The 25,622-nt window shown below is 65.6% G+C and carries 26 protein-coding genes; 11 read left to right on the plus strand and 15 right to left on the minus strand.

Going from position 1 to position 25,622, the window contains the following annotated elements; translation table 11 throughout:
• The first annotated feature begins 120 nt into the window (after nt 1-120).
• Entirely contained in the window at nt 121-366 is a 246-nt protein-coding gene (locus ISM_RS04485) for a hypothetical protein (RefSeq protein WP_040617849.1), read from the plus strand.
• A gap of 39 nt (nt 367-405) precedes the next feature.
• Here ISM_RS04485 and ISM_RS04490 read toward each other — a convergent pair whose 3' ends face one another.
• Nucleotides 406-903, minus strand: a complete 498-nt coding sequence (locus ISM_RS04490) for a hypothetical protein (protein ID WP_040618316.1) — start codon at nt 901-903, stop codon at nt 406-408.
• Between the two features lie 161 nt (nt 904-1,064).
• Here ISM_RS04490 and dtd point away from each other — a divergent pair, with 161 nt between their 5' ends.
• Nucleotides 1,065-1,514: a D-aminoacyl-tRNA deacylase gene (dtd, locus tag ISM_RS04495; protein WP_009812932.1), complete on the plus strand. Its 450-nt coding sequence runs from the start codon at nt 1,065-1,067 to the stop codon at nt 1,512-1,514.
• Here the strand turns inward: dtd and ISM_RS04500 are convergent.
• Nucleotides 1,505-2,173, minus strand: coding sequence for an alpha/beta hydrolase (locus ISM_RS04500; RefSeq protein ID WP_040617850.1), 669 nt, complete (start codon nt 2,171-2,173; stop codon nt 1,505-1,507). The genes dtd and ISM_RS04500 overlap by 10 nt on opposite strands.
• On the minus strand, nt 2,170-2,799 hold the full coding sequence (locus ISM_RS04505) for a DNA-3-methyladenine glycosylase family protein (RefSeq protein WP_009812934.1): 630 nt from the start codon (nt 2,797-2,799) through the stop codon (nt 2,170-2,172). Before ISM_RS04505 ends, ISM_RS04500 begins: the two co-directional genes overlap by 4 nt.
• 163 nt (nt 2,800-2,962) lie before the next feature.
• On the opposite strand from ISM_RS04505, the gene ISM_RS04510 reads away from it, so the two are divergent.
• The 4 genes from ISM_RS04510 to ISM_RS04525 all read left to right on the plus strand — a co-directional run bounded on the left by ISM_RS04510 (nt 2,963) and on the right by ISM_RS04525 (nt 8,848).
• Complete coding sequence (locus ISM_RS04510) at nt 2,963-4,180, plus strand: MFS transporter (RefSeq protein ID WP_040617851.1); 1,218 nt, start codon at nt 2,963-2,965, stop codon at nt 4,178-4,180.
• A 109-nt stretch (nt 4,181-4,289) separates the two neighbouring features.
• Nucleotides 4,290-4,745 (plus strand): MarR family winged helix-turn-helix transcriptional regulator, encoded by a 456-nt coding sequence (locus ISM_RS04515; protein ID WP_009812936.1) that lies wholly within the window; start codon nt 4,290-4,292, stop codon nt 4,743-4,745.
• Nucleotides 4,742-5,785, plus strand: coding sequence for an efflux RND transporter periplasmic adaptor subunit (locus tag ISM_RS04520; protein ID WP_254655646.1), 1,044 nt, complete (start codon nt 4,742-4,744; stop codon nt 5,783-5,785). Before ISM_RS04515 ends, ISM_RS04520 begins: the two co-directional genes overlap by 4 nt.
• Before the next feature lie 12 nt (nt 5,786-5,797).
• Entirely contained in the window at nt 5,798-8,848 is a 3,051-nt protein-coding gene (locus ISM_RS04525) for an efflux RND transporter permease subunit (RefSeq protein ID WP_009812938.1), read from the plus strand.
• An 18-nt stretch (nt 8,849-8,866) separates the two neighbouring features.
• Here the strand turns inward: ISM_RS04525 and ISM_RS04530 are convergent, their stop codons facing one another.
• The 6 genes from ISM_RS04530 to ISM_RS04555 form a co-directional block, all read right to left on the minus strand.
• Nucleotides 8,867-9,640 (minus strand): squalene/phytoene synthase family protein, encoded by a 774-nt coding sequence (locus ISM_RS04530; protein ID WP_009812939.1) that lies wholly within the window; start codon nt 9,638-9,640, stop codon nt 8,867-8,869.
• On the minus strand, nt 9,630-11,240 hold the full coding sequence (gene cimA / locus ISM_RS04535; RefSeq protein WP_009812940.1) for a citramalate synthase: 1,611 nt from the start codon (nt 11,238-11,240) through the stop codon (nt 9,630-9,632). Before cimA ends, ISM_RS04530 begins: the two co-directional genes overlap by 11 nt.
• Nucleotides 11,241-11,361: 121 nt before the next feature.
• Nucleotides 11,362-12,744 (minus strand): cysteine--tRNA ligase, encoded by a 1,383-nt coding sequence (cysS, locus tag ISM_RS04540; RefSeq protein ID WP_040618318.1) that lies wholly within the window; start codon nt 12,742-12,744, stop codon nt 11,362-11,364.
• A gap of 172 nt (nt 12,745-12,916) precedes the next feature.
• On the minus strand, nt 12,917-13,234 hold the full coding sequence (locus ISM_RS04545; protein WP_009812943.1) for a hypothetical protein: 318 nt from the start codon (nt 13,232-13,234) through the stop codon (nt 12,917-12,919).
• 10 nt (nt 13,235-13,244) lie between these two features.
• Nucleotides 13,245-15,701 (minus strand): cytochrome c oxidase subunit I, encoded by a 2,457-nt coding sequence (ctaD, locus tag ISM_RS04550; RefSeq protein WP_009812944.1) that lies wholly within the window; start codon nt 15,699-15,701, stop codon nt 13,245-13,247.
• A complete protein-coding gene (locus ISM_RS04555) occupies nt 15,698-16,330 on the minus strand; it encodes a cytochrome c oxidase subunit II (protein WP_009812945.1) in 633 nt (210 codons plus the stop codon). The genes ctaD and ISM_RS04555 overlap by 4 nt, the downstream gene beginning before the upstream one ends.
• A 42-nt stretch (nt 16,331-16,372) precedes the next feature.
• Here ISM_RS04555 and ISM_RS04560 point away from each other — a divergent pair, with 42 nt between their 5' ends.
• Nucleotides 16,373-16,915: a DUF2231 domain-containing protein gene (locus tag ISM_RS04560; RefSeq protein WP_009812946.1), complete on the plus strand. Its 543-nt coding sequence runs from the start codon at nt 16,373-16,375 to the stop codon at nt 16,913-16,915.
• On the opposite strand, the gene ISM_RS04565 is transcribed toward ISM_RS04560, so the two are convergent.
• The 3 genes from ISM_RS04565 to ISM_RS04575 all read right to left on the minus strand — a co-directional run bounded on the left by ISM_RS04565 (nt 16,885) and on the right by ISM_RS04575 (nt 18,700).
• On the minus strand, nt 16,885-17,391 hold the full coding sequence (locus tag ISM_RS04565) for a CopD family protein (protein ID WP_009812947.1): 507 nt from the start codon (nt 17,389-17,391) through the stop codon (nt 16,885-16,887). The two genes, ISM_RS04560 and ISM_RS04565, sit on opposite strands and share 31 nt — an antisense overlap.
• Nucleotides 17,391-18,137: a cytochrome c oxidase assembly protein gene (locus ISM_RS04570; RefSeq protein WP_009812948.1), complete on the minus strand. Its 747-nt coding sequence runs from the start codon at nt 18,135-18,137 to the stop codon at nt 17,391-17,393. The genes ISM_RS04565 and ISM_RS04570 overlap by 1 nt, the downstream gene beginning before the upstream one ends.
• A gap of 188 nt (nt 18,138-18,325) precedes the next feature.
• Entirely contained in the window at nt 18,326-18,700 is a 375-nt protein-coding gene (locus ISM_RS04575; protein ID WP_009812949.1) for a VOC family protein, read from the minus strand.
• 78 nt (nt 18,701-18,778) lie between these two features.
• Here ISM_RS04575 and soxR point away from each other — a divergent pair, with 78 nt between their 5' ends.
• The 3 genes from soxR (at nt 18,779) to ISM_RS04590 (ending at nt 22,335) form a co-directional block, all read left to right on the plus strand.
• Nucleotides 18,779-19,264 (plus strand): redox-sensitive transcriptional activator SoxR, encoded by a 486-nt coding sequence (soxR, locus tag ISM_RS04580; protein ID WP_009812950.1) that lies wholly within the window; start codon nt 18,779-18,781, stop codon nt 19,262-19,264.
• A gap of 85 nt (nt 19,265-19,349) precedes the next feature.
• Entirely contained in the window at nt 19,350-20,552 is a 1,203-nt protein-coding gene (locus ISM_RS04585) for a pyridoxal phosphate-dependent aminotransferase (RefSeq protein WP_009812951.1), read from the plus strand.
• A gap of 244 nt (nt 20,553-20,796) precedes the next feature.
• Nucleotides 20,797-22,335 (plus strand): trimethylamine methyltransferase family protein, encoded by a 1,539-nt coding sequence (locus tag ISM_RS04590; RefSeq protein ID WP_009812952.1) that lies wholly within the window; start codon nt 20,797-20,799, stop codon nt 22,333-22,335.
• A 52-nt stretch (nt 22,336-22,387) separates the two neighbouring features.
• On the opposite strand, the gene ISM_RS04595 is transcribed toward ISM_RS04590, so the two are convergent.
• From ISM_RS04595 to ISM_RS04605, 3 genes are read right to left on the minus strand one after another with little or no spacing between them, the layout of a single operon-like run.
• Nucleotides 22,388-23,155, minus strand: coding sequence for a DUF4336 domain-containing protein (locus tag ISM_RS04595; protein WP_009812953.1), 768 nt, complete (start codon nt 23,153-23,155; stop codon nt 22,388-22,390).
• A gap of 8 nt (nt 23,156-23,163) precedes the next feature.
• On the minus strand, nt 23,164-23,715 hold the full coding sequence (locus ISM_RS04600) for a peptidylprolyl isomerase (RefSeq protein WP_009812954.1): 552 nt from the start codon (nt 23,713-23,715) through the stop codon (nt 23,164-23,166).
• Nucleotides 23,708-24,214 carry a peptidylprolyl isomerase gene (locus ISM_RS04605; protein WP_040617854.1) on the minus strand — a complete coding sequence of 169 codons (507 nt, stop codon included), beginning with the start codon at nt 24,212-24,214 and terminating at the stop codon, nt 23,708-23,710. Before ISM_RS04605 ends, ISM_RS04600 begins: the two co-directional genes overlap by 8 nt.
• A gap of 129 nt (nt 24,215-24,343) precedes the next feature.
• Between ISM_RS04605 and ISM_RS04610 the strand changes: the two genes are divergently transcribed.
• A complete protein-coding gene (locus ISM_RS04610) occupies nt 24,344-25,528 on the plus strand; it encodes a phosphoglycerate kinase (RefSeq protein ID WP_009812956.1) in 1,185 nt (394 codons plus the stop codon).
• Nucleotides 25,529-25,622 lie beyond the last annotated feature (94 nt).

Here is a 25,622-nt window from a genome sequence, read left to right on the forward strand (position 1 = left end):
CGGGGTGTCGCCAGCCAAATCGCCGTGCCGGGGGGCGGCCCGGCGATGCGCGGCGGCCTGCGGCCTTGTCCCGCGCGTGCGTTAACCGTCGTTTAACCACGCCCGCGCCATGCTGCGGGAATGCAAAACCGTAACTCGCCTTTGACCCCAGAGAATTGGCTGCGCGATCTCTTCGCCTCCAAAGCCGTGCAAGAGGGCGGCGTGATCCGGCGCAAGGCGCGGGATGTGGAACGGTTTGCGGGCATGGGATTGTTCTGGGCCGAAATTCACCGGCGCGGCTATCAGGTGGCGGAGAACGGCGGTCAATTCGTCATTTTCTGCAACCGCGCGCCGGTCCGATTTCTCACCGACCCACCGCAGTCTTGAAAAGACTGCGACAGGAAATCTTTTCAAGATTTCCCCACCTCAGAGCCGCAACCGCACATCGCCGCCCCGTGTCGCCCCGCGCACCAGCCGCCGCGCATCGCCCAGCTCGGGAAAGCTCTCGCGCCAGTCGCGGAACCGGTCATTGCTGACCACCCGCGCCCGCAGCTTCCGCGCCGCCTCGAGCACCAGAGGATCGGCCGGCACCCCCTTGGGCGCGACAAAGACCTGCCGCGGCGGCACCCCGAGATAGGGCGCCAGATCGCGCGGCCCGGCATAACGGCCAAAGAGCTTGTACCCCGCGTTCGCGTCAAACCAGATCACCGAGTGATAGCCCTCCCGGCCCAGCGTCTCGACCACCGCCCGCACCGTCTCGGCGCGCGGCGTGCCACCGTCCCAGAACATCACATTCGACCCATCGATGATGATCGACCGGCGCGCCGCTTTGGACCGCGCCGCTAAGAGCCGCCAGCCCAGCCACAGCACCAACGCCGCGAGCAGCAGGAAAACGATCCATGCAATGGCCTCTGGGCTGATCATGCCTGTCTGTCCTTCCTCTTCCGACCCGCTCCCGGGCATGTTTTCCCGATCCGGCAAAGGGGCACAAGACGCACTGTCGCTTTACCGTCGTAATACCGACGACTTGCCGACATGGCATTTTCGCCCTACTCCTGCCCGCTCAACCACCACAGGAGCCCCCGATGCGCGCCCTTCTGCAACGTGTGACCGAGGCCTCGGTGAAGGTCGATGACCGCCTCATCGGCCGCTGCGGCCCCGGGCTTTTGATCCTCGTCTGCGCCATGCAGGGCGACGATAAAACCACCGCCGCCAAGCTCGCCGCCAAGATCTCCAAGCTGCGGATTTTCAAGGATGATCAGGGCAAGATGAACCGCTCGCTCCTCGACATCGGCGGCAGCGCCCTGGTGGTGAGCCAGTTCACCCTCGCCGCCGACACAAGCAGCGGCAACCGCCCCGGCTTCTCCACCGCCGCCCGCCCCGACGAGGGCCGCGCGCTCTATGAAGGGTTTGCCGCCGAACTCAGCCGGCTCGGCATCCCCACCGAGACCGGCGAATTCGGCGCCGACATGGCCGTAAGCCTTGTCAATGATGGCCCCGTAACCATCTGGATAGATACGGAAAATCAGGCGTAGCCGAGCCGATCCCGCATGAAGGCCAGGGCCACCTGAAGCCCGTCCTGCGCGATGCCATGGGCGGTGCCTTTCATGACATGGGCATAGACATCCTTCCAGCCCGCGCCTTGCAGCGCCTCGGCCGCCTCAGGCAGAGATTGCACCGGCACCACGTCATCGGCATCGCCATGGATGAGCAGCACCGGAGGCCGCGTCACCGCCTCATCGGCCAGCAGCTCCGGCCGCAGCAACCGGCCTGAAAAGGCGACGATCCCGGCGATCGGATCCTCCCGCCGCGGCGCCACATGCAGCGACATCATCGTGCCCTGGCTGAACCCGAACAGCAGCACCTGCTCGGGCAGCAAATCCTCATCCACCATCAGCGCATCGAGAAATGCATCGAGATCCTGCGCCGCCGCCAAGAGACCGCGCTCGGCCTCTTCCTCGGACGACCCATCAATCCACGGGATCGGAAACCACTGCAGCCCCGACGGCATCATCGGGATCGTCTCCGGCGCATCCGGGGCGACAAACAGCGTGTCAGGCATATGCTCGCCCAGAACATCGGCAATGCCGAGAAGGTCCGCGCCATTGGCACCATAGCCATGCAGGAACACCACCGCAGATCGTGTCTCGCCCGAGACCGGCGCCCGGCGCCCCGCTTCCAAAACCCGTGTCATCTGATCCCTTCCCGTTGCTTTTCAACCCTGTAGTAGGCCCAAAGAAGACGCGCGGCAACCGATCTCCAAGGGCTCCAGGCCTGCGCCATTTCACGCATCTGCCGCTCTTTCGGTCGCGTCTCGAGCTCATAGAGCACCCGCGCCGCCTCTTGCAGCGCGAGGTCATTATGGGCAAAGACATCGGCCCGCCCGAGGCTGAACATCGCATAGATTTCCGCGGTCCATCGACCGATGCCCGCAACCTCTGTGAGCCGCGCGATCACCGCCTCCGATGGCATCTCGCGCAGCCCGTCGAAATCGATGCCCGCCGCCGCCAGGGCCTTGGCATAGCGCACCTTTTGGCGACTGAGACCCAATTCGCGCAGGCTCTCCTCCGTGGCCGCTGACACTGCTTCCGGCGTGGTCAGCCCCGCCGCCGCCACCCGCCCCCAGATCGCATTGGCCGAGGCGACCGAGACCTGCTGGCTGACGATGGCGCTCAGCAATTCGGCAAAGCCTTCGGGCTTGCGCCGCAACGGCAGATCGCCACAGAGCGCCCGCGCCGCCCCCAGCCGCGGGCAGAGCGCGGCCAGCGCCTCGGCGCCCTCCTCGACATCGGCGAGGGTTTCGATGATGCGTTCCGTCATGGCGCGGCCTCCTTGCGCGGGCACACTAGGGCGGGGGCGGGCAATGGTAAATCGCCCCAGCACAGTTTTGCGACCAACGCGCACCACCAGCGCGGCAAGCGCCCAGAGGATGCGACATCCCACGCCCTTGCGGACCCCAGGAAACGGGCGTAGCACTTCGCCCATGACAGATATGCCCCTCCCTCGGACGGACGCCCGCACCCGCCGCAACGTCACCGTTTTGGTGCTGGCACAGGCCATTCTCGGCGCGCAGATGGCGATGATGTTCGTGGTGGCGGGGCTCGCCGGGCAGTCGCTCGCCTCCAATGTCTGCTTTGCCACCTTGCCGATTTCGCTGATCGTGCTCGGCTCGATGCTGGCGGCAAGCCCACTGTCGTCGATCATGCAGAAATATGGCCGTCGGGTGGGCTTTATGCTCGGCACGCTCGCCGGTGCGCTCGGCGCCGCGGTGGCGGCTTACGGGCTCTATCAGGCGTCGTTTTTCTGGTTCCTCATGGGCAGCCTGATCTCCGGCATCTATATGTCGGCACAGGGGTTTTACCGCTTTGCCGCCGCCGACACCGCCAGCGACGCCTTCCGCCCCAAGGCCATCTCCTATGTGCTGGCCGGTGGGCTGGCGAGCGCGGTGATCGGCCCGCAGCTGGTCAAGGTGACGAGCCAGGCCGTCGTCATCCCCTTCCTTGGCACCTATGCGGCGATCATCGCGATCAACCTCTTTGGCGCGCTGCTGTTTCTCTTTCTCGACATTCCGCGCCCGCCCGTCCCCGCCGCCGACGCCCCCCGTGGCCGCAGCCGGTGGGAGCTTTTGACCACCCCGCGCATCGCCGTGGCGGTGATCTGCGCCATGGTCTCCTATGCGCTGATGAACCTCGTGATGACCTCGACGCCGCTTGCGGTGGTGGGCTGTGGCTTTAGCCAGGATCGCGCCGCCGATGTGGTCACTGGCCATGTGCTAGCGATGTTCGCGCCCTCCTTCTTCACCGGCCATCTGATCGCCCGCTTTGGCGTGGAAAAGATCATGGGGCTGGGGCTCGTCATTCTCGCAGGCGCGGGCGTCGTCGCGCTGCAAGGCGTTGAGATTGAAAACTTCTTCCTCGCGCTGGTTCTTCTGGGGCTCGGCTGGAACTTCGGCTTTATCGGCGCCACCTCGATGCTCGCCGGAGCGCATGAGCCGCATGAGCGGGGCCGCATGCAGGGGCTCAACGATCTGCTCGTTTTCGGCGGCGTGACCATCGCGTCACTGGCCTCGGGCGGGTTGATGAACTGTTCGGGCGGCACCGCGCAGGCCGGCTGGACCGCGGTCAATCTCGCGATGATCCCGGCGCTGATGCTGGCGGGAAGCGCGCTCGTCTGGCTGGTGCTGCAGGGCCGCCGCACCTGAGGGCCACCCCGCCCGAAACGCGCCCGTGGCACAACACAAATTTCACCATTCCAATATTTCAAATTATGAACTATATCCAGCCAACCCCTTGATTCCGAGCGGAGCCGCAATGCCGGACCTGAGCGATATCGACCACCCAGACGTCAACGTGATGCTGAGCATCGTCATGCTCTACTGGTCGCTGCATGACCGGCTGAGCTGTGAGAAACCTGACCTGTCGAAACAGGAACGGCTCACCCTCATCCGGCTGTCGCAGCCGCGCCGCATGGGCGATCTTGCCCGCGCCATGCAGACGCTGCCCTCGACCATGACCGCGCTCACCGACGGGCTCGAGGCCAAGGGGCTGGTGACACGCCGCCGCGATCCCAAGGACCGCCGCGCCTGGCTTTTGGAACTCACCGAAACGGGCGAGGAAACCCGCGCCGAACTGGGCGAAATGCTCAAACTGGCGCTGCGCGAGGAGACCGGGCTCGATGCGGCTGATCTCCAGCAATTCTCTGATCTTCTTTTGAAAATCCGCTCTCACATCATGGCCAAGGGCCTGCCGAAAGGATTGCCGTTTTGACACGTCTTGCTGCTCTCATCCTCTGCTTTGCAACCGCGCTGACCGGGCCTGCCATGGCCAGTGACGACACCCCGCCCCGGCCCGTCAAACTGCTGACCGTGGCCCCGGCCGAGGCCGGCATGACCCGCGAATTCTATGGCCGGGTGGTGGCGCGTCAGACCGTTGATCTCGCCTTCCAGACCGGCGGGCAGTTGATCGAGTTTCCGCTCATCGAGGGCGAATCCATCGCCAAGGGCGATCTCGTCGCGAGGCTCGATCCCGAGCCTCTGGAGCTCGCCGTTGAACAGGCCCGTCTGCGCCGCGAACAGGCCGCCCGCGATCTCAACCGCCTCCTGCAGCTGAGCCGCGCCACCGTGAGCGAGGCCGCCCAGCAGGACGCCCGCACCGCCGAAGGCCTCGCCGCCGTGGCCCAGCGCGACGCCGAACGCGCGCTGTCGCATGCCACGCTCACCGCGCCCTTTGATGCGCTGGTGGCCGAACGGCTGGTGGCCAATTTCACCACCGTCGCCGCCGGCACGCCGGTGGTCCGGTTGCATGACATGTCGGAACTGCGGGTCGAGGTCGAAGTGCCCGAAATCCTTTTTCAGCGCGCCGGGAATGACAAGGACATCCAGCTCGAGGCGCGGTTCCTCGGCCATGCGGACAGCTACCCGCTCGAAATTCGCGAATTCACCACCGATGCCACGCAATCGCTGCAGAGCTTCAAGGTCACCATGGCCTTTCCCGAGGACCGCGCCCCCGAGGTTCTGCCCGGCTCGTCGGTGACCGTGCGCGCCCTGCTTGCCCAGCGGGCCACCGGCCTGCCGGTGCCGAGCTCGGCGCTGGTGCCCGCCGCCGATGGCTCGATCACCGTGATGCTCTTTGACGAGAGCGACGCGGGCGCCCATGTCCGCGCCCGCACCGTCGAGATCGAAGTCGCCGATGATGGCAGCTTTCGCGTGACCGAGGGGCTCAAGCCCGGCGATGTGATCGTCGCCGCCGGGGCGAGCGCGCTCGAAGACGGGCAGGCGGTGCGCCGCTTTACCGGCTTTCCACAGTAAGGACCGCAGCCCATGACCATCGCACGCGCCTCCATCGACAAGCCGATCCTGACCTGGCTTCTCATCCTTGGCTGCTTTCTCGGCGGGCTTTGGGGCTTTGCCTCGCTCGGCCGTCTCGAAGACCCGGCCTTTACCATCAAACAGGCGGTCATCTCGACAAGCTACCCCGGCGCCTCCGCCGATCAGGTGGCCCGCGAAGTGTCCGAGCCGCTCGAATCCGCCATCCAACAGATGGGCGAGATCGACAAGATCACCTCGGTCAACCAACCCGGCCGCTCGCTGATCGAGGTCGAGGTTCATTCCACCTATGACGGCGACATGCTCCCCGATATCTGGACCGAGCTGCGCGCCAAGGTCCGCGACGCGGCGCGCAACCTACCCTCGGGCGTCGAGGCCCCGCTGGTCAATGACGGGTTCGGCGATGTCTTTGGCCTTTACTATGCGGTCACCGCCCCCGGCTATACCGATGCCGAGATCTACCGCCTCGGCACATGGCTGCGCCGGGAATTGCTCGCGGTCGATGGCGTCACCGATGTCGAACTCGCGGGCCTGCCCGAAGAGGCGATCTTCGTCGAGCCCGAGCTTGCCATTTCGGTCGCCCACAATGTCCCGCCGCAGGCCGTGGTTGAGGCGCTCGCGACCGCCGATTCCGTGGCCTCGGCGGGCAGCGTCGAACATGGCAACCGCCGCACCGTGATCGAAGCGCCCGAAGGCTCTGACAGCGTGTCGGACATCTCGGGCTTGTCGATCGGGGTCAATGGCGAGGTGCTCAACCTCTTTGACGTGGCTCAGGTCCATCGCGGTCCGGTCGATCACCCCTCGCTCCTCCTGCGCCACAATGGCGAAGCCGCCTTTTCGCTCGGCGTGGCGGGCCGGGCCGACGAGAACATCGTCGAGATCGGCCACCGCGTCGACGACCGCATCGCCGAGCTTTTTGCCGAAATCCCCTATGGCGTGACGCTGAACCCCATCTACCAACAGCATCTCGTGGTCGAGGAGGCATCGAATGATTTCCTCGTCAACCTCGCCATGTCGGTGGCCATCGTGGTCGGCGTGCTGGCGCTCTTCATGGGCTGGCGTGCCGCAACCGTGGTTGGTGCCACGCTCTTGCTGACCGTGGTCGGCACGCTTTTCTTCATGGCGATCTTTTCGATCGAGATGGAGCGGATTTCGCTCGGGGCCCTCATCATCGCGATGGGGATGCTCGTCGACAATGCCATCGTGGTGGCCGAGGGCATGCAGATTTCCATGCAGCAGGGCAAATCCTCGCGCGAAGCCGCCGAGGACACGGCAGGCAAGACGCAGATCCCGCTGCTCGGCGCGACGGTCATCGGCATCATGGCCTTTGCCGGGATCGGGCTCAGCCCCGACGCCACGGGCGAGTTTCTCTTTTCGCTCTTCGCGGTGATCGGCATCTCGCTCCTGCTGAGCTGGGGTCTGGCGATCACCGTGACGCCGCTTCTGGGGCATTACTTCTTCAAACGTGGCACGGAAGGCGGCGCCGATGCCTATGGCGGCGCGATGTTCCGCGCCTATGCCGCCACGCTGCGCGCCGCGCTCAAGGCGCGCTGGCTGGTGATCGCGGGGCTTGTCGGCATCACCGTGCTCTGCCTCATCGGGTTTGGCCAGATCCGCCAGCAGTTCTTTCCGAACTCCAACACGCCGCTCTTCTTCGTGCATTACAAACTGCCGCAGGGCAGCACCGTGCATGACACCGCCGATGATCTCGCGGTGATCGAAGACTGGCTCGACAGCCGCGACGAGGTCACAGCCTACACAAGCTATGCCGGCGGCGGCGCGACGCGGTTTATGCTCACCTATTCCGCGGAAAAACCGAACCCGAGCTATGGGCATATGATCATCCGCACCGAGAGCATCGACACGATCCCCGCCCTGCGCGCCGATCTCGAAAAATTCGGCCGCCAAGCCCTGCCGCAGGGCGAGTTCCGCACCCGCCGTCTGGTCTTTGGCCCCGGCGGCGGCGATCCGATCGAACTGCGCGTCTCCGGCCCCGATCCGGTCGTGCTGCGCCAGATCGGCCAGCAGGTGATCGAGGTGATGGAGGCGACCTCGCCCGATGTGCTCGACCCGCGCACCAATTGGCGCGAGCCGGAACTGGTGATCCGGCCCGACTATGCCACCGAACGCGCCCAGAGCGCCGGGATCAGCCGCGATGACGTGGCCTCCACCCTGCGCTTTGCCACCGACGGCATCACCGGCGGCGTCTACCGCGAAGGCGAACGGCAGATCCCGATCATCGTGCGCCAATCCCCCGACGCCAGCAGCACCCTCCGGGATCAGCCGGTCTGGTCGCAGAACGCACAGGATTTCATGCTCATCGAACAGGTGATCGACGGGCTTCATGCCGAGGTGCAGAACACGCTCATCCACCGCCGCGACCGGGTGGCGACGCTGACGGTCGGGGCCGATATCCCGCCGAACCGCACCGCCGCCGAGGTCTTTGGCCAGATCCGCGAGGCGGTCGAGGCCATCCATGTGCCGCAGGGCTATGCGCTGACCTGGGGCGGCGAATATGAGAGCAGCTCTGACGCGCAGGCGAGCCTCAACAGCCAGCTGCCGCTCAGCCTGCTCATCATGGTGCTGATCTCGGTGCTTCTGTTCAACGCGGTGCGCCAGCCCATCGTGATCTGGCTTCTGGTGCCGATGTCGGTCAATGGCGTGGCGCTGGGCCTGCTGGGCACCGGGCTGCCCTTCACCTTCACCGCGCTGCTGGGCCTTCTGTCGCTGTCGGGGATGCTCATCAAGAACGGCATCGTTCTCGTCGAAGAAATCGACCTCGTCCGCGCCGAGGGCCGCCCCCTGCGCGAAGCCATCGTCGAGGCCTGCGTGTCGCGTCTGCGGCCCGTGGTTCTTGCCGGGGCGACGACGATCCTCGGGATGCTGCCGCTTCTGGGGGATGCGTTCTTCGTCTCCATGGCGGTGACGATCATGGGCGGTCTGGCCTTTGCCAGCGTGCTGACGCTGATTGCCGCGCCGGTCTTCTACTATGTGATCTTTGCCCGTTCGGAACGCCGGGCCGTCGCCGCGGCAGCCGCCGCCTGATCTCTCAGACCGGGCGCGCTACCAGCGCCCGGTCACCGCCGTGATGACAAGCCCGAGCCGATCCCGAAACGGCGACGGCTCGAGCGCACCATCGGCAACCCGGCGCGGATCACGTGCGGCGCGGCGCAACACCCCCTCGACCTGCCAGAGCGAGATCATCGCAGGCCGCGCCTCGGCGGCAACACCCGCCCGCCGCGCCGCCCGCAACCGGTCGAGCCCCTCTTGCGCCAGCGCCTGCACAGCCTCCGGGCGGCCATCGACCAAGGGCACCCGCCCCGCCGCCTCAAGCGCCGGCACCGCCCGCAGCCAATTCGCCAGACCGAGCGCAAACCCGGCATCGCCAATCTCGGCCCCCGGCGTGCCGCCAAGCCCCCGGACCGCCGCCCGCAAAAGATGCCCCGCCGTGTGATCGAGATGCTGGCGAAACGCCGCCTCATCCTCGAACGGCTCGCGATAGATGTCCCAGCGCCGCGCCAGCACCAGCTCGTCGAGCTCTTCGGCGCTCGTCCGGTCGAGCACCGCCGCCAGCGGTGTCACCACCTCATGCCGCCGCACCATGCCGCCCGCCGCGATCTCGGCCAGCGCATCGCGCCACCACTGGAGCCGCATCTCGGCGATCATCGCCTCCTTGGTCACCCAAGGCGCCCGCGCCACTTGGAGATTGAACGCATAGAGCGGCAAGAGCACCCGCCGCGCCGCCACCGGTGCCGCCATCGCGGCCCGGAACCGGGGCATGTCGCCCCGCCGGACCAGCTCGGCACAAGCGGTGAAATCGAGAGGATCAGCCGTCACGCAAAAGCTTCCAGTTGATCGCGTCGAGCAGCGCCTCAAAGGAGGCATCCACGATGTTCGGGCTGACGCCCACCGTGGACCAGCGCCGCCCCTGCCCATCCGCACTGTCGATGATGACCCGGGTCACGGCCTCGGTGCCGCCTTGGGTGATCCGCACCTTGAAATCGACGAGCCGCATGTCGTCAATGGCGCTCTGATAGCGCCCGAGATCCTTGGCCAGCGCCTTGGCCAGCGCGTTCACCGGTCCCCGGTCGCTGCCATGCTCATCCATGCTTTCGCTGACCGAGAGCGTCTTTTCGCCGTCGATCTTGACCACGACCACCGCCTCGGAGAGCGACACCATCTGATCATATTTGTTCTTGCGCCGCTCGACGGTGACCTTGTAGCGCTTGACCTCGAAAAACGCGGGCATCTGGCCAAGCTCGGCCCGGGCGAGCAGCTCGAAACTCGCCTGCGCGCTGTCATAGGTATAGCCGCGATCCTCGCGCGTCTTGACCTCTTCGAGAATGCGCGCGAGCGCCGGATCACCGGCCTCGACCTTCAGCCCCGCTTCGGCGAGACGGCGGCGCAGGTTCGACTGCCCCGCCTGGTTCGACATCGGCACGATGCGGGCATTGCCCACCGCCGCCGGGTCGATATGTTCATAGGTGCTCGGGTCCTTCAGGATCGCGCTGGCATGAAGCCCCGCCTTATGCGCAAAGGCCGAGGCCCCGACATAGGCCGCCTGTCGCCGCGGCACCCGGTTGAGAATATCGTCGAGCATCTGGCTCGCATGGGTCAGCCCTTCCAGCGCCTCCGCCGTCACCCCGGTCTCGAACCGGCTGGCATAGACCTCCTTGAGCATCAAGGTCGGGATGATCGACGTCAGATTGGCATTGCCACAGCGTTCGCCCAACCCGTTGAGCGTGCCCTGGATCTGCCGTGCCCCCGCCTCGATGGCCGCGAGACTGCCCGCCACCGCCTGCTCCGTGTCGTTATGGGTGTGAATGCCCAGACGCGCGCCGGGAATACCGGCCGCGATCACCGCGCGTGTGATGTCATGGATCTCGCCGGGCTGCGTCCCGCCATTGGTGTCGCAGAGCACGATCCAGCGCGCCCCCGCTCGATAGGCCGCGTTGAGACAGTCGAGCGCATAGGGCGCATTGGCCTTGTAGCCGTCAAAGAAATGCTCGGCATCGAACAGCGCCTCGCGCCCCTGCGCCACCAGATGCGCAATCGACCGCTCGATATTCTCGACATTCTCGTCAAGGCTGATGCCAAGCGCCGTCTCGACATGGAAATCATGGGTCTTGCCCACCAGACAGACCGCCCGCGTCCCGGCATTGAGCACCCCCGCCAACACTTCGTCATTCTCCGCCGACCGCCCCGCCCGCTTGGTCATGCCAAAGGCGGTCATGATGGCACGGGTCTCGGGCGCATCCTCGAAAAACGCGCTGTCGGTCGGGTTCGCCCCGGGCCAGCCGCCCTCGATATAATCAACGCCAAGCTTGTCGAGCGTGCGCGCAATCGCCTGTTTCTCAAGCGTCGAGAACTGCACACCCTGCGTCTGCTGCCCATCGCGCAGCGTCGTGTCATAGAGGTAGATCCGTTCGCGGGTCATGCCATCCCCTCCGCGCGCCAAGCGGTCGTGACGCCCGCGTCACGGCCAGCCCCCGACCGCCCCCCCGGGCGGGGGTTTCTCCCCCACCCGCGGCCGGGGACAGCCCTTACCATAGCGCGGCTCATGACAGGCCCTCCAGCCGGCTCGGATCGAAATTCGGCCCCGGCACAAGCTCGACACCTTCTTTGCTCATCCGCACCTCGACCCCGGCCTCTAGCAACGCCGATTTGAGCCGGTCCACTTCAGAGAAATCCTTGCTCACCATCGCCGCCGCGCGGACCTGACCCAAGCGCTCGGCCAAGGGCGCGAGCCCATCGTAATGCTCCTCGCCAAACCACCCTGACTCCAACGTCGAAAGGTCGAACCCGAGAAACAACAACGAAGCCTTTAGTACATCAGCCTTCTTTTCTTTGGCCAACGTGTGAAGTCGGGTCAGCGCTTTATGCGTATTCAGATCATCAGCAAGGGCGAGAACCACTTCGTCATCAGGTTCGCCCGGCTCTACTCCAACAATCAGCCCCAGGAAGTGGTCGAGTGTATTCTTTGCATTCCGTGCCTTCTCCGCCGTCCAATCCATCGGCTTGCGGTAATGCGTGCTCAGGAACACAAACCGGATCACCTCGCCCGGAATCCCCTGATCGAGCAGATCGCGCACCGTGAAGAAATTGCCGAGGCTCTTGGACATCTTCTTGCCCTCGACCTGCAGCATCTCGTTATGCATCCAGACCTGTGCGAACTCCCCCTCGGGATGGGCACAGCAGCTCTGCGCGATCTCATTCTCATGATGCGGGAACATCAGATCATTGCCGCCGCCATGAATATCGAAACTCGGCCCGAGGATTTCATAGCTCATCGCGGAACATTCAATATGCCACCCGGGCCGCCCATAGCCCCAAGGGCTCTCCCAACCCGGCTGGGTCGCATCCGACGGCTTCCACAGGACGAAATCCATCGGGTCTTCCTTGAACGGTGCCACCTCGACCCGCGCGCCCGCGATCATGTCATCGACCGACCGCCCCGACAGCCCGCCATAGGCTTTGTAGGACCGCACCCGGAACAACACATGCCCCTCGGCAGCATAGGCGTGATCCCCTTCGATCAGCCCCTCGATCATCGCGATCATCTGCGGAATATAGGCCGTGGCACGCGGCATGTGATCCGGCTCAAGCGCGCCGAGCGCCGCCATATCGTCGAGAAACCATTGCGTCGTCTCGGCGGTGATCTCTTCAATTCGGCGATCCGAGGCCAGTGCCCGCGCGTTGATCTTGTCATCCACATCGGTGAAATTGCGCGCGTAGGTGACCTTGCCCCAGCCATTCGTTTTGGCGACATGCCGCAACAGCCGATAGAGCATATCGAACACCACCACTGGCCGTGCATTGCCAAGATGCGCCCGGTCATAGACCGTCGGCCCACAGACATACATGCGCACATTCTGCGGATCGAGCGGCGTGAACACCTCTTTGGTCCGGCTCCGGCTGTTATGCAGTTTGATCTCGGTCATGTTATCCTCGCGCACGGGGGCTCCGCGGCGGGCTTAGCAACTTCATCACATGTTGGAAATAGAAGACCGGCCCGCCGAAATGTCTCAGCAGGTAATGCAGCAAATGATGATGCAGCTCTTGGTCATGGCGCGACCATAGGCCGGGAGGCACATGAGGGTCAAGCGATTGGCGCTAGCGGCACCCCGTCACCAAGACCAACGGCAGGAGGATCCAGACCGTGCTGCCCGCCGCCGCCAGCGACAGCAGGAAGCTCACCCGCCGCAATGTCCGATCCTCCGCGCGCCAGCGCTTTGACTGCAACGCGACCGCGAGGATCAGCTGCGCCCCGATCAGCAGCAGCCCGACCCCGATCAGAACCGGCCTTTGCCAGAGCACCGCACTCCCCTCGACCCAGCGGCTCGAACAAAACAGCCCATGCAGGGCGTAAAGCCCGCTGAACCCGGCAAGCCAGAGCGTCAAGGGCAGCGACAGGCTCAGAACCGCTCTCATGATACCCCCCTCATGACAGCGCCCCCGGCAAAACCGCCGCCCCATAGGCGAGCACGGCCGTGATCCCGCCATAATCGGTCCAGAGCCGCGCAATCCGCGCCGGGCCCTGCCATGTCTCGGCCCCGTGGCCTGCAATCCCCCGCGCCACGATCACCCCGTTCATCAGCGCGGCAATCCCCTGATGCAGGATGCCATAGCCAACCAGAACCCAGACCGTCGCGTCATAGGCATGTACCGTCGGGTCCGGCACCAGCCAGAGCACCCTCGCCCCGACCGCCGCAATCGCCAGAGTGCCCAGAACCGCTAGCGCATGGCCTGCGCCCGCGCCGCCCCGCGTGCCCAAGAGCGCCAGCACCACACCCAGAGCCAAGAGCGCCCAACCGACAAGGCTCAACTCGGCATAGGCCGGCGGCGGCCAGTTCGGCGCAATGGTCCAGTAGAAACTATAGCCAAAGAGCAGCGAGCCAAAGAACGTCCCATTGGCCAAGAGCAAGAAGAGCGACCCCCACCAGCCCGGCGGATCGGCCACCTCGGCCGCCGTGACGAGCGACAGCCCCCGCCCCACCGGCACCGCCCCTTCCCCGCGCCGGGGCAACAGCCCCCAGACCCAGTAAAGCGCCATCGCCACCACGCCGATCAGCGCGAGAGGCACCAGCCAATAGGCCTTGGTCAGCAAGCCGAGGAAAAACAGCCCCGTCACCGCCGACATCGCCATGGGAAACCCCGTGTTGGCCGGAAACACCACCACATAGCGCGGCGCGCCGGTCGTCACCTCCACCGTCAGCGTCTCGCGCCGATCCCGCGCCCAATCGCCGAGATAGCCTTCGCCCCGCGCGATCTTGGCCGGCAGGTCCGGATCGGCCCAAAGGGGATCGCGGGCGCTCACCTCCGGCAGGCTCGCGAAATTATAGGCGGCGGGCGGTGTCGGCATCGCCCAGTCGAGCGTGCTGCCCCCCCAAGGATCGCGCGACCCGCGCACCGAGGCCAGCACCGAGACGATCACATCGATCGCAATGAGGGCAAAGCCGATGGCCATGACGAAACTGCTCACGGACGCGATGAGGTTGATCGCCTCCCAGCCTTGGCCGGGCTCGAAACTGTCGATCCGGCGGCGCATCCCCAGAAGACCTGCCCAATGCAAGAGAAGAAACGTCCCGTGAAACCCGATCACGACGAGCCAGAACGCCGTCGGCCCGAGGTTGAAATAGGTCTTGCGCCCGGTGAAATGCGGCAACCAATAATAGAGCGCCGCCAGCATCGGAAAGACAAACCCGCCGATCAGCACGTAATGCAGATGTGCCACGATGAAATAGGTGTCATGCACCTGCCAGTCGAAGGGCACGATGGCCACCATCACCCCGGTCAGCCCGCCAATCACGAAGGTCGCGAAAAACGCCAGCAGCCAGAGCATCGGCAGATGCAGCCGCGGCGCGCCTTTCGCCAGCGTGCCGATCCAGATGAAAAGCTGCACCGCCGTCGGCACCGCCACCAGCGTCGAGGCGGCCGAGAAAAACGCCAGCCCCAGATGCGGAATGCCGGTGGTGAACATGTGATGCACCCAGAGCCCAAAGCTCAGCACCCCAAGCGCCACCGCCGCCGCCACGATCCAGCCATAGCCAAGCAGCCCGGTCCGCGCCATCACCGGCAGGATCGTCGAAATCGCCCCCGCCGCCGGCAAAAAGATGATGTAGACCTCCGGATGCCCGAAGAGCCAGAAAAGATGCTGCCACAACAGCGCATCGCCCCCCGCCGCCGCCTGAAAGAACGGCATGTCAAAGGCCCGCTCCAGCTCGAGCAGGATCGACCCAAGGATCAGCGGCGGAAACCCGGTGAGGATCATCACCGCCGTCACCAGCGCATACCACGCGAAAATCGGCATCTTTGACAGCGACATGCCCGGCGCTCGATAGCGCAGCACCGTCACGGTGATCTCGACCGCTGCGGCAATCGCCGAAATCTCGACAAAGGTGATCCCGATGAGCCAGAAATCCGAATTGATCCCCGGCGCGCCCAGCGTTGACGACAGCGGCGGGTACATGAACCAGCCGCTGTCCGGCGCGATGCCCCACAGAAGCGAAAAGATCATCATCGACCCGCCGAAGACATAGCACCAGAACCCGTAGGCGGTGAGCCTCGGAAAGGCGAGATCGCGCGAGCCGAGCAGCTTGGGCAAGAGATAGACCGCGAAGCCTTCGAACACCGGGATCGCGAACAGGAACATCATGATGGTCCCGTGCATCGTGAACACCTGGTTGTAATGCTCCGGCCCGAGGAAGGCAGATCGCGGCGTGGCGAGCTGCGCCCGGATCAGCATCGCCAGAACCCCGCCCACCACAAAGAAAAACACCGCCACCGTCAGGAACATCCGCCCCAGATCGGTGTGGTTGACCGTGGTGAACCAGCCCTTCCAGCCCGGATCGGACGCCCAGATCCGGCTCAGGGCGCGATGTCGCTTGAGGCTGCTCATGGTGTCTCTCCCCGCAAAAACGCCTGCCACGCCGCCTCCTCATGGGCCACCACCTCGAACCGATGCGCGCGATAGCCGCGCCCGTTGAACTCGGCCCCAAGCCCGGCAAACCGCCCCGGCTCATAGGCCTCGATCCGCAGGGTATTCACATGCCCCGGCACCGCATCGAGCTTGCCCGCCAGACGCGGCACCCAAAAGCTATGGATCACATCGACCGAGGTGATCGCCACATCGACGGGCCGCCCCGCCGGGATATGCAGCAGATTCTCGGTCTCGCGCTCCGGCGCATCCTCATAGCTGAACCGCCACGCCCATTGCCGCCCTTCTGCCGCGACCCGCACCACCTCCGGCGCGGCCCGGGGCAAGAGCCGCTCGCCGATCACCAGCCCATAGGCCAGAAGCGCCAGCAGCACGACCACCGGAAAAACGAAGCCAAGCCCGATCACAAAGCCCCGCTCGTTCACCGCCCCCGGCGGCCGCCGCCAGCCCCAGGCAATCAACCCCGCCACAAACCCAAAGATGAGCGTTGCCCCAATCAGCAACACCCGCCACAATGAGGCGATGGCCGAGGCCGCCGGCCCCGCCGGATGAACGACCGACAGGGTTTCTTCGCAACCTTGCAGCGCCAAGAGCGTTAGACCGACAGACCCATAGCGAAAAAGGCCCCGCCCATGTCTGACACCAGCCCCCACAAACCCGCGCCGCACAGCCGCAAGGCGCCCCCGCCCGAACCGCTCGTCGATCCGATCGCCGATCACCCGAGCTATGACGAGACGGAAACTTTCGTCGGCATCTGGGGCCACCCGATCCACGCGATGAGCGTCGCCTTCCCCGTGGCGCTGACCTTCTGCACCTTCGGGGCCGACGCGCTCTATTGGCTGTCGGGCGATCTCTTCTGGGCACGCGCCGCGGTCTGGGCGGCGGGCACGGCCTTTCTCTTTGGTCTGCTGGCCGGGCTCACCGGCACGGCAGAGCTGCTGCTCGTCCCCGGCATCCGCATCCGCGCCCCGGCCTGGACCCATTTCGTCATCGCCGTGATGCTGCTGTCGCTGCTCGGCGCCAATTGGGGCTATCGCCTGCAAGGGTTCGAAGAGGCGATCCTGCCCTATGGCATCCTCTTGTCGGGCTTTAACGTGCTCGTGGTGATGGTGACGGGATGGCATGGCGGCAAACTCGTTTTCGACTATCGTCTGGGAACGTCAAAGGGCAATTGAACGCCCCTCGGCTCGCTGAGCCATCCGGGCATCGGGATCTCGTTGAGCTCGGGCTTGGTCAGCACCAGCGCCAGCAAGCCGAGGACAAGCCCCACCAAGATCACCAGCGGCCAGCCCGGGTGCGGCACCTCCTCGGGGCCCGCCCGCTCGGCCACATGGACGAGCACATAGCCAAGCCAGACGTGAAAGCTCACCAAGAGCGCCACGCCCACCAGCTTGACGAAAAGCCAGAGCTCAAACACCTCGCGCAGGAAAATAAGCGCCGTACCCGAGGCGATGGCCAGAACGGCGGCAGGGGTCAGAAACATCGTATAGGTGAAATGGGTCGCCCGGCGCACCCGCGCATACTCCTCTTGGCCAATCGCCGCATCATGCCGCGCCAGCATCACCGGCAGCGCAAAAAGCCCCGCGCACCACAGCAAGAGCATCCCGATATGCAGGGCCTTCACATGCGGGATCAGCGCCACGAGATCCATCATCCGGCCTCCCCTCCCGCAGTCTCTCCTCCCGCCGTCTCTGCTCCCCCAGCGCGCCCCCAGCTTTGCCGCGCGAGATGGCCGATGATCACCAGATAGGGCAGCATCGCCGGCACCCACATGATCAACCCGCCAAGCTGCTGATCGCCCAGCGGCGTCAGCCCCCAGCTCAGCGGCGCGACGACATGGGCGGCATAGAGGGCCTGGGGCGCAAAGGTGAGCAACGCCCCCAAGAGCCCCATCTGGATGAGCCCCGCCAAGGCCCAGAGCAGCGCCTGAAACCCCGGCTCTTGGCCGAGCACCGCGCGCCAGAACCCGATGGCAGTCCCCAAGAGCGTGACCTGCATGACCCAATAGACCGCCATATCGCGCAGTGCGAAATCATAGGCCGCCGGCACATGCCAGAGCCACAAGGCGGCGGTCGACAGCAGGAACCAGACCGCCGCCGATCCCCGGCCCGCGCGCCCCGGCAGGGCCACGGCCAGCAAGGGTGCCGCCACCAGCACCAGAAGCAAATGATGCACCACCCGCGCCGAGAACAGCGCCACCGACAGCGCACAGAGCGGCGACACAAAGGCGAGCGTCAGCACCGCCACCGCCGCCACCCCCCGCGCATCGCGCCGCATTAGGATCAAGAGCGCCGTCAGCGCGAAAAGCAGAAAGGGATCGAAATTCCACGCGTCAAGCGCGGTCTCCGGCACCGGGGCCGCCCCGCAATAACTGCCCGCGATGAGTTCGAACGCCATCCCGCTCTCGCCTCCAGATCACCGGGCCGCCCCCTCCCGCCCCTGCGGCAAAGTCGCGGCCTCTTTGGGAAAACTGTGGCGATTGCGGCTTTCGTCAACTCCGGCGATCACGGCACGCAAGACAGGACAACGCCCCCGGCCAGGCTATGGCCGGAGGCGTCTCACATGGTGCCCGAGATCAGCGGCGATCACGCATAGCTCACCACCTCGAACTCGATCCCATCCGGCCCGTCGAAATAGAACCGCTGCCCCGGCTCGTAATCGGCGTGGTTATGCGGCTTATAGCCCGCCTCATGCACCCGCGCCTCGGTCGCGGCCAGATCCTTCACCACGACGCCGACATGGTTGATGCCGCCGACATAGCTATAGGTCTCGCCCATGGGCTCGAGCGGCCGCCCGGGCCGGTAGAGCGCAAGATAGCTCTCGTCATCGCCGATATGCACGGAAAACCCGTCATTGATCGCCGCCCCCTGCCAGCGGATTTTCCAGCCAAAGATCTGGGCGAGTTTGGCGGCGCTGGCCTTCGGGTCCGGCACCGTGATGTTCACATGTTCGAGATGCATGGGATGTCCTTTCCTTTGATTTATCTCGAAAAACACTCTACTTTCTCAAGTTAACTTGAGATCAACAGGTAAGTTTTGATGAAAACCAACAGCTTATCAAATTCCGCACTGAGTATCGGCAGCATTTCCGACCGCACCGGCCTCGCCCCATCGGCCATTCGCTACTACGAGGACGAGGGGCTGATCGCGCCGGGGCGCAACGCCTCCGGCCACCGCCGCTATGCCCGTTCCGACATCCGCCGCCTGTCTTTCGTGCAAATATCCCAAGGGCTTGGTTTCACCATCGCCGAAATCCGCGAGGCGCTTTCCTCGCTTCCCGCCGACCGCGCCCCGACCAAAGCCGACTGGTCGCGCATCTCGCGCCGCTTCGGGGCCGAACTCGACGCCCGCATCGCCCGGATGCAGCTCCTGCGGACCAAGCTCGACAGCTGCATCGGCTGCGGCTGCCTGTCGCTCAAGACCTGCGCGCTCTACAACCCGCGCGACCGGGCAAAACGGCTCGGCTCCGGGCCGCGCTACCTCTTGGGCGACACCCCGCCCGACCGATCCTCTGCCCAAAAATAAGGCGAATGTGATTGACAAGCCCTGCCCGGCTCGGCCACGTCTCGGGCGATCACACATCACTTGACGGAATTGAGGAGGCATCGCGATGCGTTATTCCAAGACGATCACGGGTCTGACCGGCGGCGGTTCGGACGGGTGGGACATCTATCGCAAGGCGCGCCGGATGCAACGCGACGGCACCGAGGTGACCATGCTCACCATCGGCGAACATGACATCCGCACCGATGCCCAGATCCTCGACGCGCTGCACCGCTTCGCCCATGCCGGCCACACCGGCTACACCACCTTCGACGGCGAGCCCGAGCTCAAGGACCGCATCGCCACCCGGCTGAGCGAGCGCACCGGCGTGCCCACCACCCCTGCCAATGTGCTCATCGTGCCCGGCGGTCAGGGCGGTCTCTTTGCCGCCCATCACGCGATCTGCGATCCCGGCGACACGGCGCTCTATATCGATCCCTATTACACCACCTACCCCGGCACGATCCGCACCGTCGGCGCCATCCCCCTCGCCATCGAGGCCCGGCCCCGCCACGGGTTTCAGCCGCAGCCCGAGGACATCGCCCGCGCGGCCGATGCGGCTGGCAACGCCCGGTCGCTGCTGGTCAACACGCCGAACAACCCGACCGGCGTCGTCTACACCCGCAAGACGCTCGAAGGCATCGCCGAAATCTGCACCGACAAGGGCCTCTGGCTTCTGTCGGACGAGGTCTATGACACCCAGGTCTGGAACGGCGATCACCTGTCGCCCCGCGCCCTGCCCGGCATGGCCGAGCGCACGCTGGTCATCGGCTCGATGTCGAAAAGCCACGCCATGACCGGCAGCCGCGTCGGCTGGGTCGTCGGCCCCGAAGAGGCCATCGCCCATATGGCCAATCTCGCGACCCACACGACCTATGGCATCTCCGGCTATATTCAGCACGCCGCCGCCTTTGCCCTCGATCTCGGCCCAGCCTTCGAGGAGCAGATTGCCGAACCCTTCCGCCGCCGCCGCGATCTGGTGATGGCGCAGATGGAGGGCCAGAACGCCGCCCGCCCGATCCCCGCCGATGGCGCCATGTATGTCATGGTCGATATCCGCAGCACCGGGCTCAGCGGCGAAGCCTTTGCCGACGGGCTCCTCGATCGGCACCATGTCGCCGTCATGCCGGGCGAAAGCTTTGGTCAGGCCGCCGCGGGCCATGTCCGCGTGGCGCTGACCGTCGCCGATGACCTGCTCGTCGCGGCAGTCGCGCGGCTGGTCGAGCTGGCGGCAGAGCTCGCCGCGCAACACGCAGAACCCGCGCAGTAACGAAAAATCTCCAAACCTGTCCTGTTTGCGACATCTGTCGCGAATGGGACAGACTGCCCCCGGCGCATGGCGTCCAAATCGGGATCATTCGGCTTGGAGTGACCGATTCATGAGCCCATGCAGCAAGATCGCATTGGTAATCTACACGATAGGCGCGGCCCGCGGACGGGCAGCGCGCGGGCGGCCATTGCCGGTCTGACACCGACTTCAGACCTCACGCAATCTCGCTTCCCAAGGACCCCCAATGACCCAGATGCAAACTCGCCGCTCCGGTGGCCGTGCCGCCCGTCGCGCCAGCCGCGCAGCCCCCGTCACCGATGAACTGCGCTCGATCCGCCCCGGCATGGAGGGCGGCCGCTACGGCGTGCTGACCCAAGAACAGATCGAAACCATCCACGAAGCCGCCATCGAGGCGCTGGAAACCATCGGCCTCGCCGATGCGCCGCCCTCGGGCATCGAACATATGACCCGCGTCGGCGTGAAACTCGGCGACGACGGGCGGCTGCGCTTCCCGCGCGCGGTGGTCGACGCGGCGCTGCAACAGGCCGCCAAGGAAATCACCCTCTGTGGCCGCGACCCGCGCCACGATCTCCTGCTCAAGGGCAACCGCGTCCATTACGGCACCGCCGGCGCCGCGGTGAGCATGGTCGACATCGACGGCCAGAACTACCGCGACAGCACCGTGCAGGATCTCCATGACGCGGCCCGCATCTGCGACACGCTCGACAACATCCATTTCGTACAGCGTCCGATGGTCGCCCGCGACATCCCCGACAACCGCGAGATGGACCTCAACACGGTCTACGCCTGCACCTCCGGCACGTTCAAACATGTCGGCACCTCCTTCACCGAACCCGATTACGTCCATTCCGCCCTGGAATTGCTGCACCTGATCGCAGGCGGCGAAGAGGCCTGGCGCGCCCGGCCCTTCGTGTCGAACTCGAACTGTTTCGTCGTGCCGCCGATGAAATTCGCCACCGAAGCCTGCCAGGTCATGGAAAACTGCATCAACGGCGGCATGCCGGTGCTGCTGCTGTCGGCGGGCATGGCGGGCGCTACAACCCCCTCGACCATCGCTGGCGCGGTGGTGCAGGCCACCGCCGAATGCCTCGCCGGTCTGGTCTATGTGAACGCGGTCAAGCCGGGCCACCCGGCGATCTTCGGCACCTGGCCCTTCGGCCTCGACCTGCGCACCGGCGCGATGACCGGCGGCTCGGGCGAACAGGCGCTGCTGAGCTCGGCCTGCGCCCAGATGCACCATTTCTACGGGCTGCCCGGCGGCGCGGTCGGCGGCATCACCGATGCCAAACTGCCCGACATGCAGGCCGGGTGGGAGGCCATGTGCTCGAACGTCATGGCCGGTCTTTCGGGGCTCAACATGGTCTATGAGGCGGCGGGCATGCACGCCTCGCTCTTGGGCTTCTGCCACGAATCGCTGATCCTGTCGGACGATCTCATCGGCCACGCCCTGCGCTGTGTGCGCGGCATCGAGGTCACCGACGAAACCCTCGCGCTCGACCAGATGCGGCAGGTCTGCCTTGGCGGGCCGGGGCATTACCTCGGCACCGATCAGACGCTGGCGCGGATGCAATCGGACTACCAATACCCGGCGCTGGGCGACCGCACCTCGCCCAAGGAATGGGCCGAGATCGGCAAACCCAACCTCGTGGCCAAAGCCATCGCCCGCAAGGAAGAGATCCTGTCGCGCCGCGCCGCTGCACGGTTTGATCCCGAAGTGGACGCGAAAATCCGGGCGGCCTTCAACATCCACCTGCCCGCCTGAAACAGCTTAGGATGAAGGGGCCTGCCCCTTCATCCGCCCTCTCAAACTTAGCTCACTCCTCGGCCTTCGCCGCCGCCTCGGCCACCTCATCCCAGAGCCCCTTGCGCAGCTCCCGCCGATAGGCGCGCTCCAGCTCGCCACGCGCGTTCTTCATATAGCAGCGCCCATGCGCCAAGAGCACCCGCGACGGTCCCCAGCGGATCATCTCGCGCAGCGACGCCGCCAGCGCCCGCTTGTCGCCATAGGCCCGGCGCAGCAGGCTCGGCATCCGGCCATCGCTGTCATCCGCCCCGGAAAACCACACCAGCGGCCGCATCCAGACCGGCAGATGCGCGGTCTCGAGGCTTTGCAGAATATCCGTGAGGATCAGACTGCGGCTCGCCTTGTGAAAAAACACATATTCCGTGTGGCGACGGCTGCCCGCGATCAAAAGCTGACCGATCTCGCCCGCCCAGGGCACCGGCGCCTCCAACAGATGATCGAGATGCAGGCTCTGCCCCTGCCGCGCGGCCCGCGTGACGGCGGCCTCTACCCCCCAGGTCTCTGCCTCGGGATAGCGCGCCTGCCAGTCGCTGATATGGGTGGTGTGCAGCGGGTTCGGCACCACCAGATGCGCCACCCTGCCCAGCGCCTCCAATTCGGCACCGAGCTCCGGGGTCCAGGCCGTGGGTGAATGCACCCACAGCCCGCCCATCTCAAGCCGGATCACCACCGCCCGTGTCGGGTGCGGCATCCGGCGGCAGGTGACCGGCGGCCCATCGATGATCCAGATCCCGTCGGCGACGGGCTTGGGCACATCGAGAGGCGCATAGCCGGTCACGCGCGCCCCTACTCGGTGACCGTGACCGAAGTCATCACGTCGGGCTTGCCCGGCACCGCACCGGACTGGCCCTGACCGCGCTTGATCGCGTCGACCACCTCCATGCCCGCCGTCACCTTGCCGATCACCGTGTACTGACCATTGAGGAAATGACCCGGCTCGAACATGATGAAGAACTGGCTGTTGGCACTGTCGGGGCTCTGACTGCGCGCCATGCCGACGACACCGCGATCAAACGGCAGGTCCGAAAACTCGGCCTTGAGGTCCGGCAGATCGCTGCCGCCCATCCCGGCCCGGCCCGAGGTGTCACCCTCGCGGCCAAAGCGGACATCGCCGGTCTGCGCCATGAACCCGTCCATGACCCGGTGGAACACCACCCCGTCATAGGCGCCGTCCTTGGCCAACGCGGTGATCTGCGCCACATGCGCCGGGGCCACATCTTCGAACAGATCGATGGAGACGGTGCCATTGGCCTCGCCCGCCACTTCGATATCGATCCCGGTGGCCAGCGCCGGACCTGCCAGAACCACGCCGAGCGCGGCGATAAGGGCCTTACGCATCCGCGGCAACCTTGACGCTGATCATCCGGTCCGGGCTCGCAGGCGGCTCGCCACGGGTAATCGCATCGACATGTTCCATGCCCGAAATGACGCGGCCATAGACCGTGTATTGACGGTTCAGGAAATGGTTGTCGCTGAAGTTGATGAAAAACTGGCTGTTGGCGCTGTCGGGGTTCTGGCTGCGCGCCGCACCGAGCGTGCCACGGTCATGCGGAACACCCGAGAACTCGGCCTTGAGATTGGGCAGATCGCTGCCGCCGGTCCCGGCCATGCGCAGGTTGAAATCTTTTTCCATATTGCCATTGGCCACGTCGCCCGTCTGCGCCATGAAGCCGTCGATCACCCGGTGAAAGGCCACGTTGTCATAGGCACCCGACCGCGCCAGTTCTTTCATGCGGTCGCAATGGCCCGGCGCCACATCGGGCAGCAGCTCGATGGTCACGGTACCGTCTTTCAGTTCCATCAGGATGGTGTTCTCGGGGTCTTTGATCTCGGCCATGGGGCCCTCCTTGATATATCTCTTGTCCCGATAGGTATGACTTTGCTGCGCGATTGCCAAGCAGAGGTGTTGACGCCCCGGCGGCTTCGCGCCATGAGAGGCGCGAAATCGCGGCGTAAGAGGTATCAGATGGCCTGGAAAACCCTTGATGACATGGATCTGGCGGGCAAGCGTGTGCTGACCCGGGTCGATATCAACGTGCCGGTGGAAAACGGCAAGGTCACCGACGCCACCCGCATCGAACGGATTGCCCCCACCGTCGAACATATCCTGTCGCAAGGCGGCATCCCGGTGCTCATCGCCCATTTCGGCCGCCCCAAGGGCAAGGTGGTGCTCGACATGTCGCTGCGCATCGTGCTGCCCGCGCTCGAGGCGGCACTCGGCCACAAGGTCGGTTTTGTCGAAACGCTGGAAGGGGCCGAGAACCTCACCGGCGAGGCTCGCGCCGCCGAAGTGCTGCTTTTGGAGAACATCCGCTTCTATCCCGGCGAAGAGGCCAATGATCCCGAATTTGCCGCTCGCCTCGCGGGTCTCGGCGACATCTATTGCAACGACGCCTTTTCCGCCGCCCACCGCGCCCATGCCTCGACCGCAGGCGTGGCCGAACACCTGCCCTCCTGCGCCGGTCGCCTGATGCAGGCCGAGCTGCAGGCGCTCGAGGCGGCGCTCGGCGCGCCCGAACGCCCGGTGGTCGCCGTGGTCGGCGGGGCCAAGGTCTCGACCAAGCTCGACCTTCTGGGCAATCTCGTCGACAAGGTCGATCACCTGGTGATCGGCGGCGGCATGGCCAACACGTTTCTCGCGGCGCAAGGGCTCAACGTGGGCGCCTCGCTCTGCGAACATGACATGGCCGACACCGCGCGTCAGATCATGGTCAAGGCCGGGGCCGCGGGCTGTGAAATCCTGCTGCCCGCCGATGTGGTCGTCGCCCGCGAATTTGCCGCCGGGGCCGAAAACGAAGTGGTCCCCGCCCATGCCTGCCCTGAAGACGCGATGATTCTTGACGCAGGGCCGCAAAGCGTCGCCCGCGTCGCCGCTGTCCTCGCCAAGGCCAAGACGCTGATCTGGAACGGCCCGCTCGGCGCGTTCGAAATCGCCCCCTTCGACACCGCCACCAACGCCGCCGCGCAAGAGGCCGCACGGCTGAGCCGCGAAGCCGGGCTGATCTCGGTCGCGGGTGGCGGCGACACGGTGGCCGCGCTCAACCAGGCCGGGGCAGCCGAGGATTTCACCTATATCTCGACCGCCGGCGGCGCCTTCCTCGAATGGATGGAAGGCAAGACCCTGCCCGGCGTCGCGGCGCTCGGCGGCTGAGCGCCAGACCACCAACACAACAGGCGTTAGCGCCACCAAGATTGCAACGCATGCCCCGCTCGCCTAGAAGCGGGGGCAAAGGTAACGAGGGGAT

This window comes from Roseovarius nubinhibens ISM (genome assembly GCF_000152625.1).
In the GTDB taxonomy this organism is placed as follows: Bacteria; Pseudomonadota; Alphaproteobacteria; order Rhodobacterales; family Rhodobacteraceae; genus Roseovarius; species Roseovarius nubinhibens.

Coding starts and splice junctions, on each gene's coding strand:
- ISM_RS04485 (WP_040617849.1), top strand. CDS start 121: ATGCAAAACCGTAACTCGCCTTTGACCCCAGAGAATTGGCTGCGCGAT.
- ISM_RS04490 (WP_040618316.1), bottom strand. CDS start 903: ATGATCAGCCCAGAGGCCATTGCATGGATCGTTTTCCTGCTGCTCGCG.
- dtd (WP_009812932.1), top strand. CDS start 1,065: ATGCGCGCCCTTCTGCAACGTGTGACCGAGGCCTCGGTGAAGGTCGAT.
- ISM_RS04500 (WP_040617850.1), bottom strand. CDS start 2,173: ATGACACGGGTTTTGGAAGCGGGGCGCCGGGCGCCGGTCTCGGGCGAG.
- ISM_RS04505 (WP_009812934.1), bottom strand. CDS start 2,799: ATGACGGAACGCATCATCGAAACCCTCGCCGATGTCGAGGAGGGCGCC.
- ISM_RS04510 (WP_040617851.1), top strand. CDS start 2,963: ATGACAGATATGCCCCTCCCTCGGACGGACGCCCGCACCCGCCGCAAC.
- ISM_RS04515 (WP_009812936.1), top strand. CDS start 4,290: ATGCCGGACCTGAGCGATATCGACCACCCAGACGTCAACGTGATGCTG.
- ISM_RS04525 (WP_009812938.1), top strand. CDS start 5,798: ATGACCATCGCACGCGCCTCCATCGACAAGCCGATCCTGACCTGGCTT.
- cimA (WP_009812940.1), bottom strand. CDS start 11,240: ATGACCCGCGAACGGATCTACCTCTATGACACGACGCTGCGCGATGGG.
- cysS (WP_040618318.1), bottom strand. CDS start 12,744: ATGACCGAGATCAAACTGCATAACAGCCGGAGCCGGACCAAAGAGGTG.
- ISM_RS04545 (WP_009812943.1), bottom strand. CDS start 13,234: ATGAGAGCGGTTCTGAGCCTGTCGCTGCCCTTGACGCTCTGGCTTGCC.
- ctaD (WP_009812944.1), bottom strand. CDS start 15,701: ATGAGCAGCCTCAAGCGACATCGCGCCCTGAGCCGGATCTGGGCGTCC.
- ISM_RS04560 (WP_009812946.1), top strand. CDS start 16,373: ATGTCTGACACCAGCCCCCACAAACCCGCGCCGCACAGCCGCAAGGCG.
- ISM_RS04565 (WP_009812947.1), bottom strand. CDS start 17,391: ATGGATCTCGTGGCGCTGATCCCGCATGTGAAGGCCCTGCATATCGGG.
- ISM_RS04570 (WP_009812948.1), bottom strand. CDS start 18,137: ATGGCGTTCGAACTCATCGCGGGCAGTTATTGCGGGGCGGCCCCGGTG.
- ISM_RS04575 (WP_009812949.1), bottom strand. CDS start 18,700: ATGCATCTCGAACATGTGAACATCACGGTGCCGGACCCGAAGGCCAGC.
- soxR (WP_009812950.1), top strand. CDS start 18,779: ATGAAAACCAACAGCTTATCAAATTCCGCACTGAGTATCGGCAGCATT.
- ISM_RS04585 (WP_009812951.1), top strand. CDS start 19,350: ATGCGTTATTCCAAGACGATCACGGGTCTGACCGGCGGCGGTTCGGAC.
- ISM_RS04590 (WP_009812952.1), top strand. CDS start 20,797: ATGACCCAGATGCAAACTCGCCGCTCCGGTGGCCGTGCCGCCCGTCGC.
- ISM_RS04600 (WP_009812954.1), bottom strand. CDS start 23,715: ATGCGTAAGGCCCTTATCGCCGCGCTCGGCGTGGTTCTGGCAGGTCCG.
- ISM_RS04605 (WP_040617854.1), bottom strand. CDS start 24,214: ATGGCCGAGATCAAAGACCCCGAGAACACCATCCTGATGGAACTGAAA.
- ISM_RS04610 (WP_009812956.1), top strand. CDS start 24,344: ATGGCCTGGAAAACCCTTGATGACATGGATCTGGCGGGCAAGCGTGTG.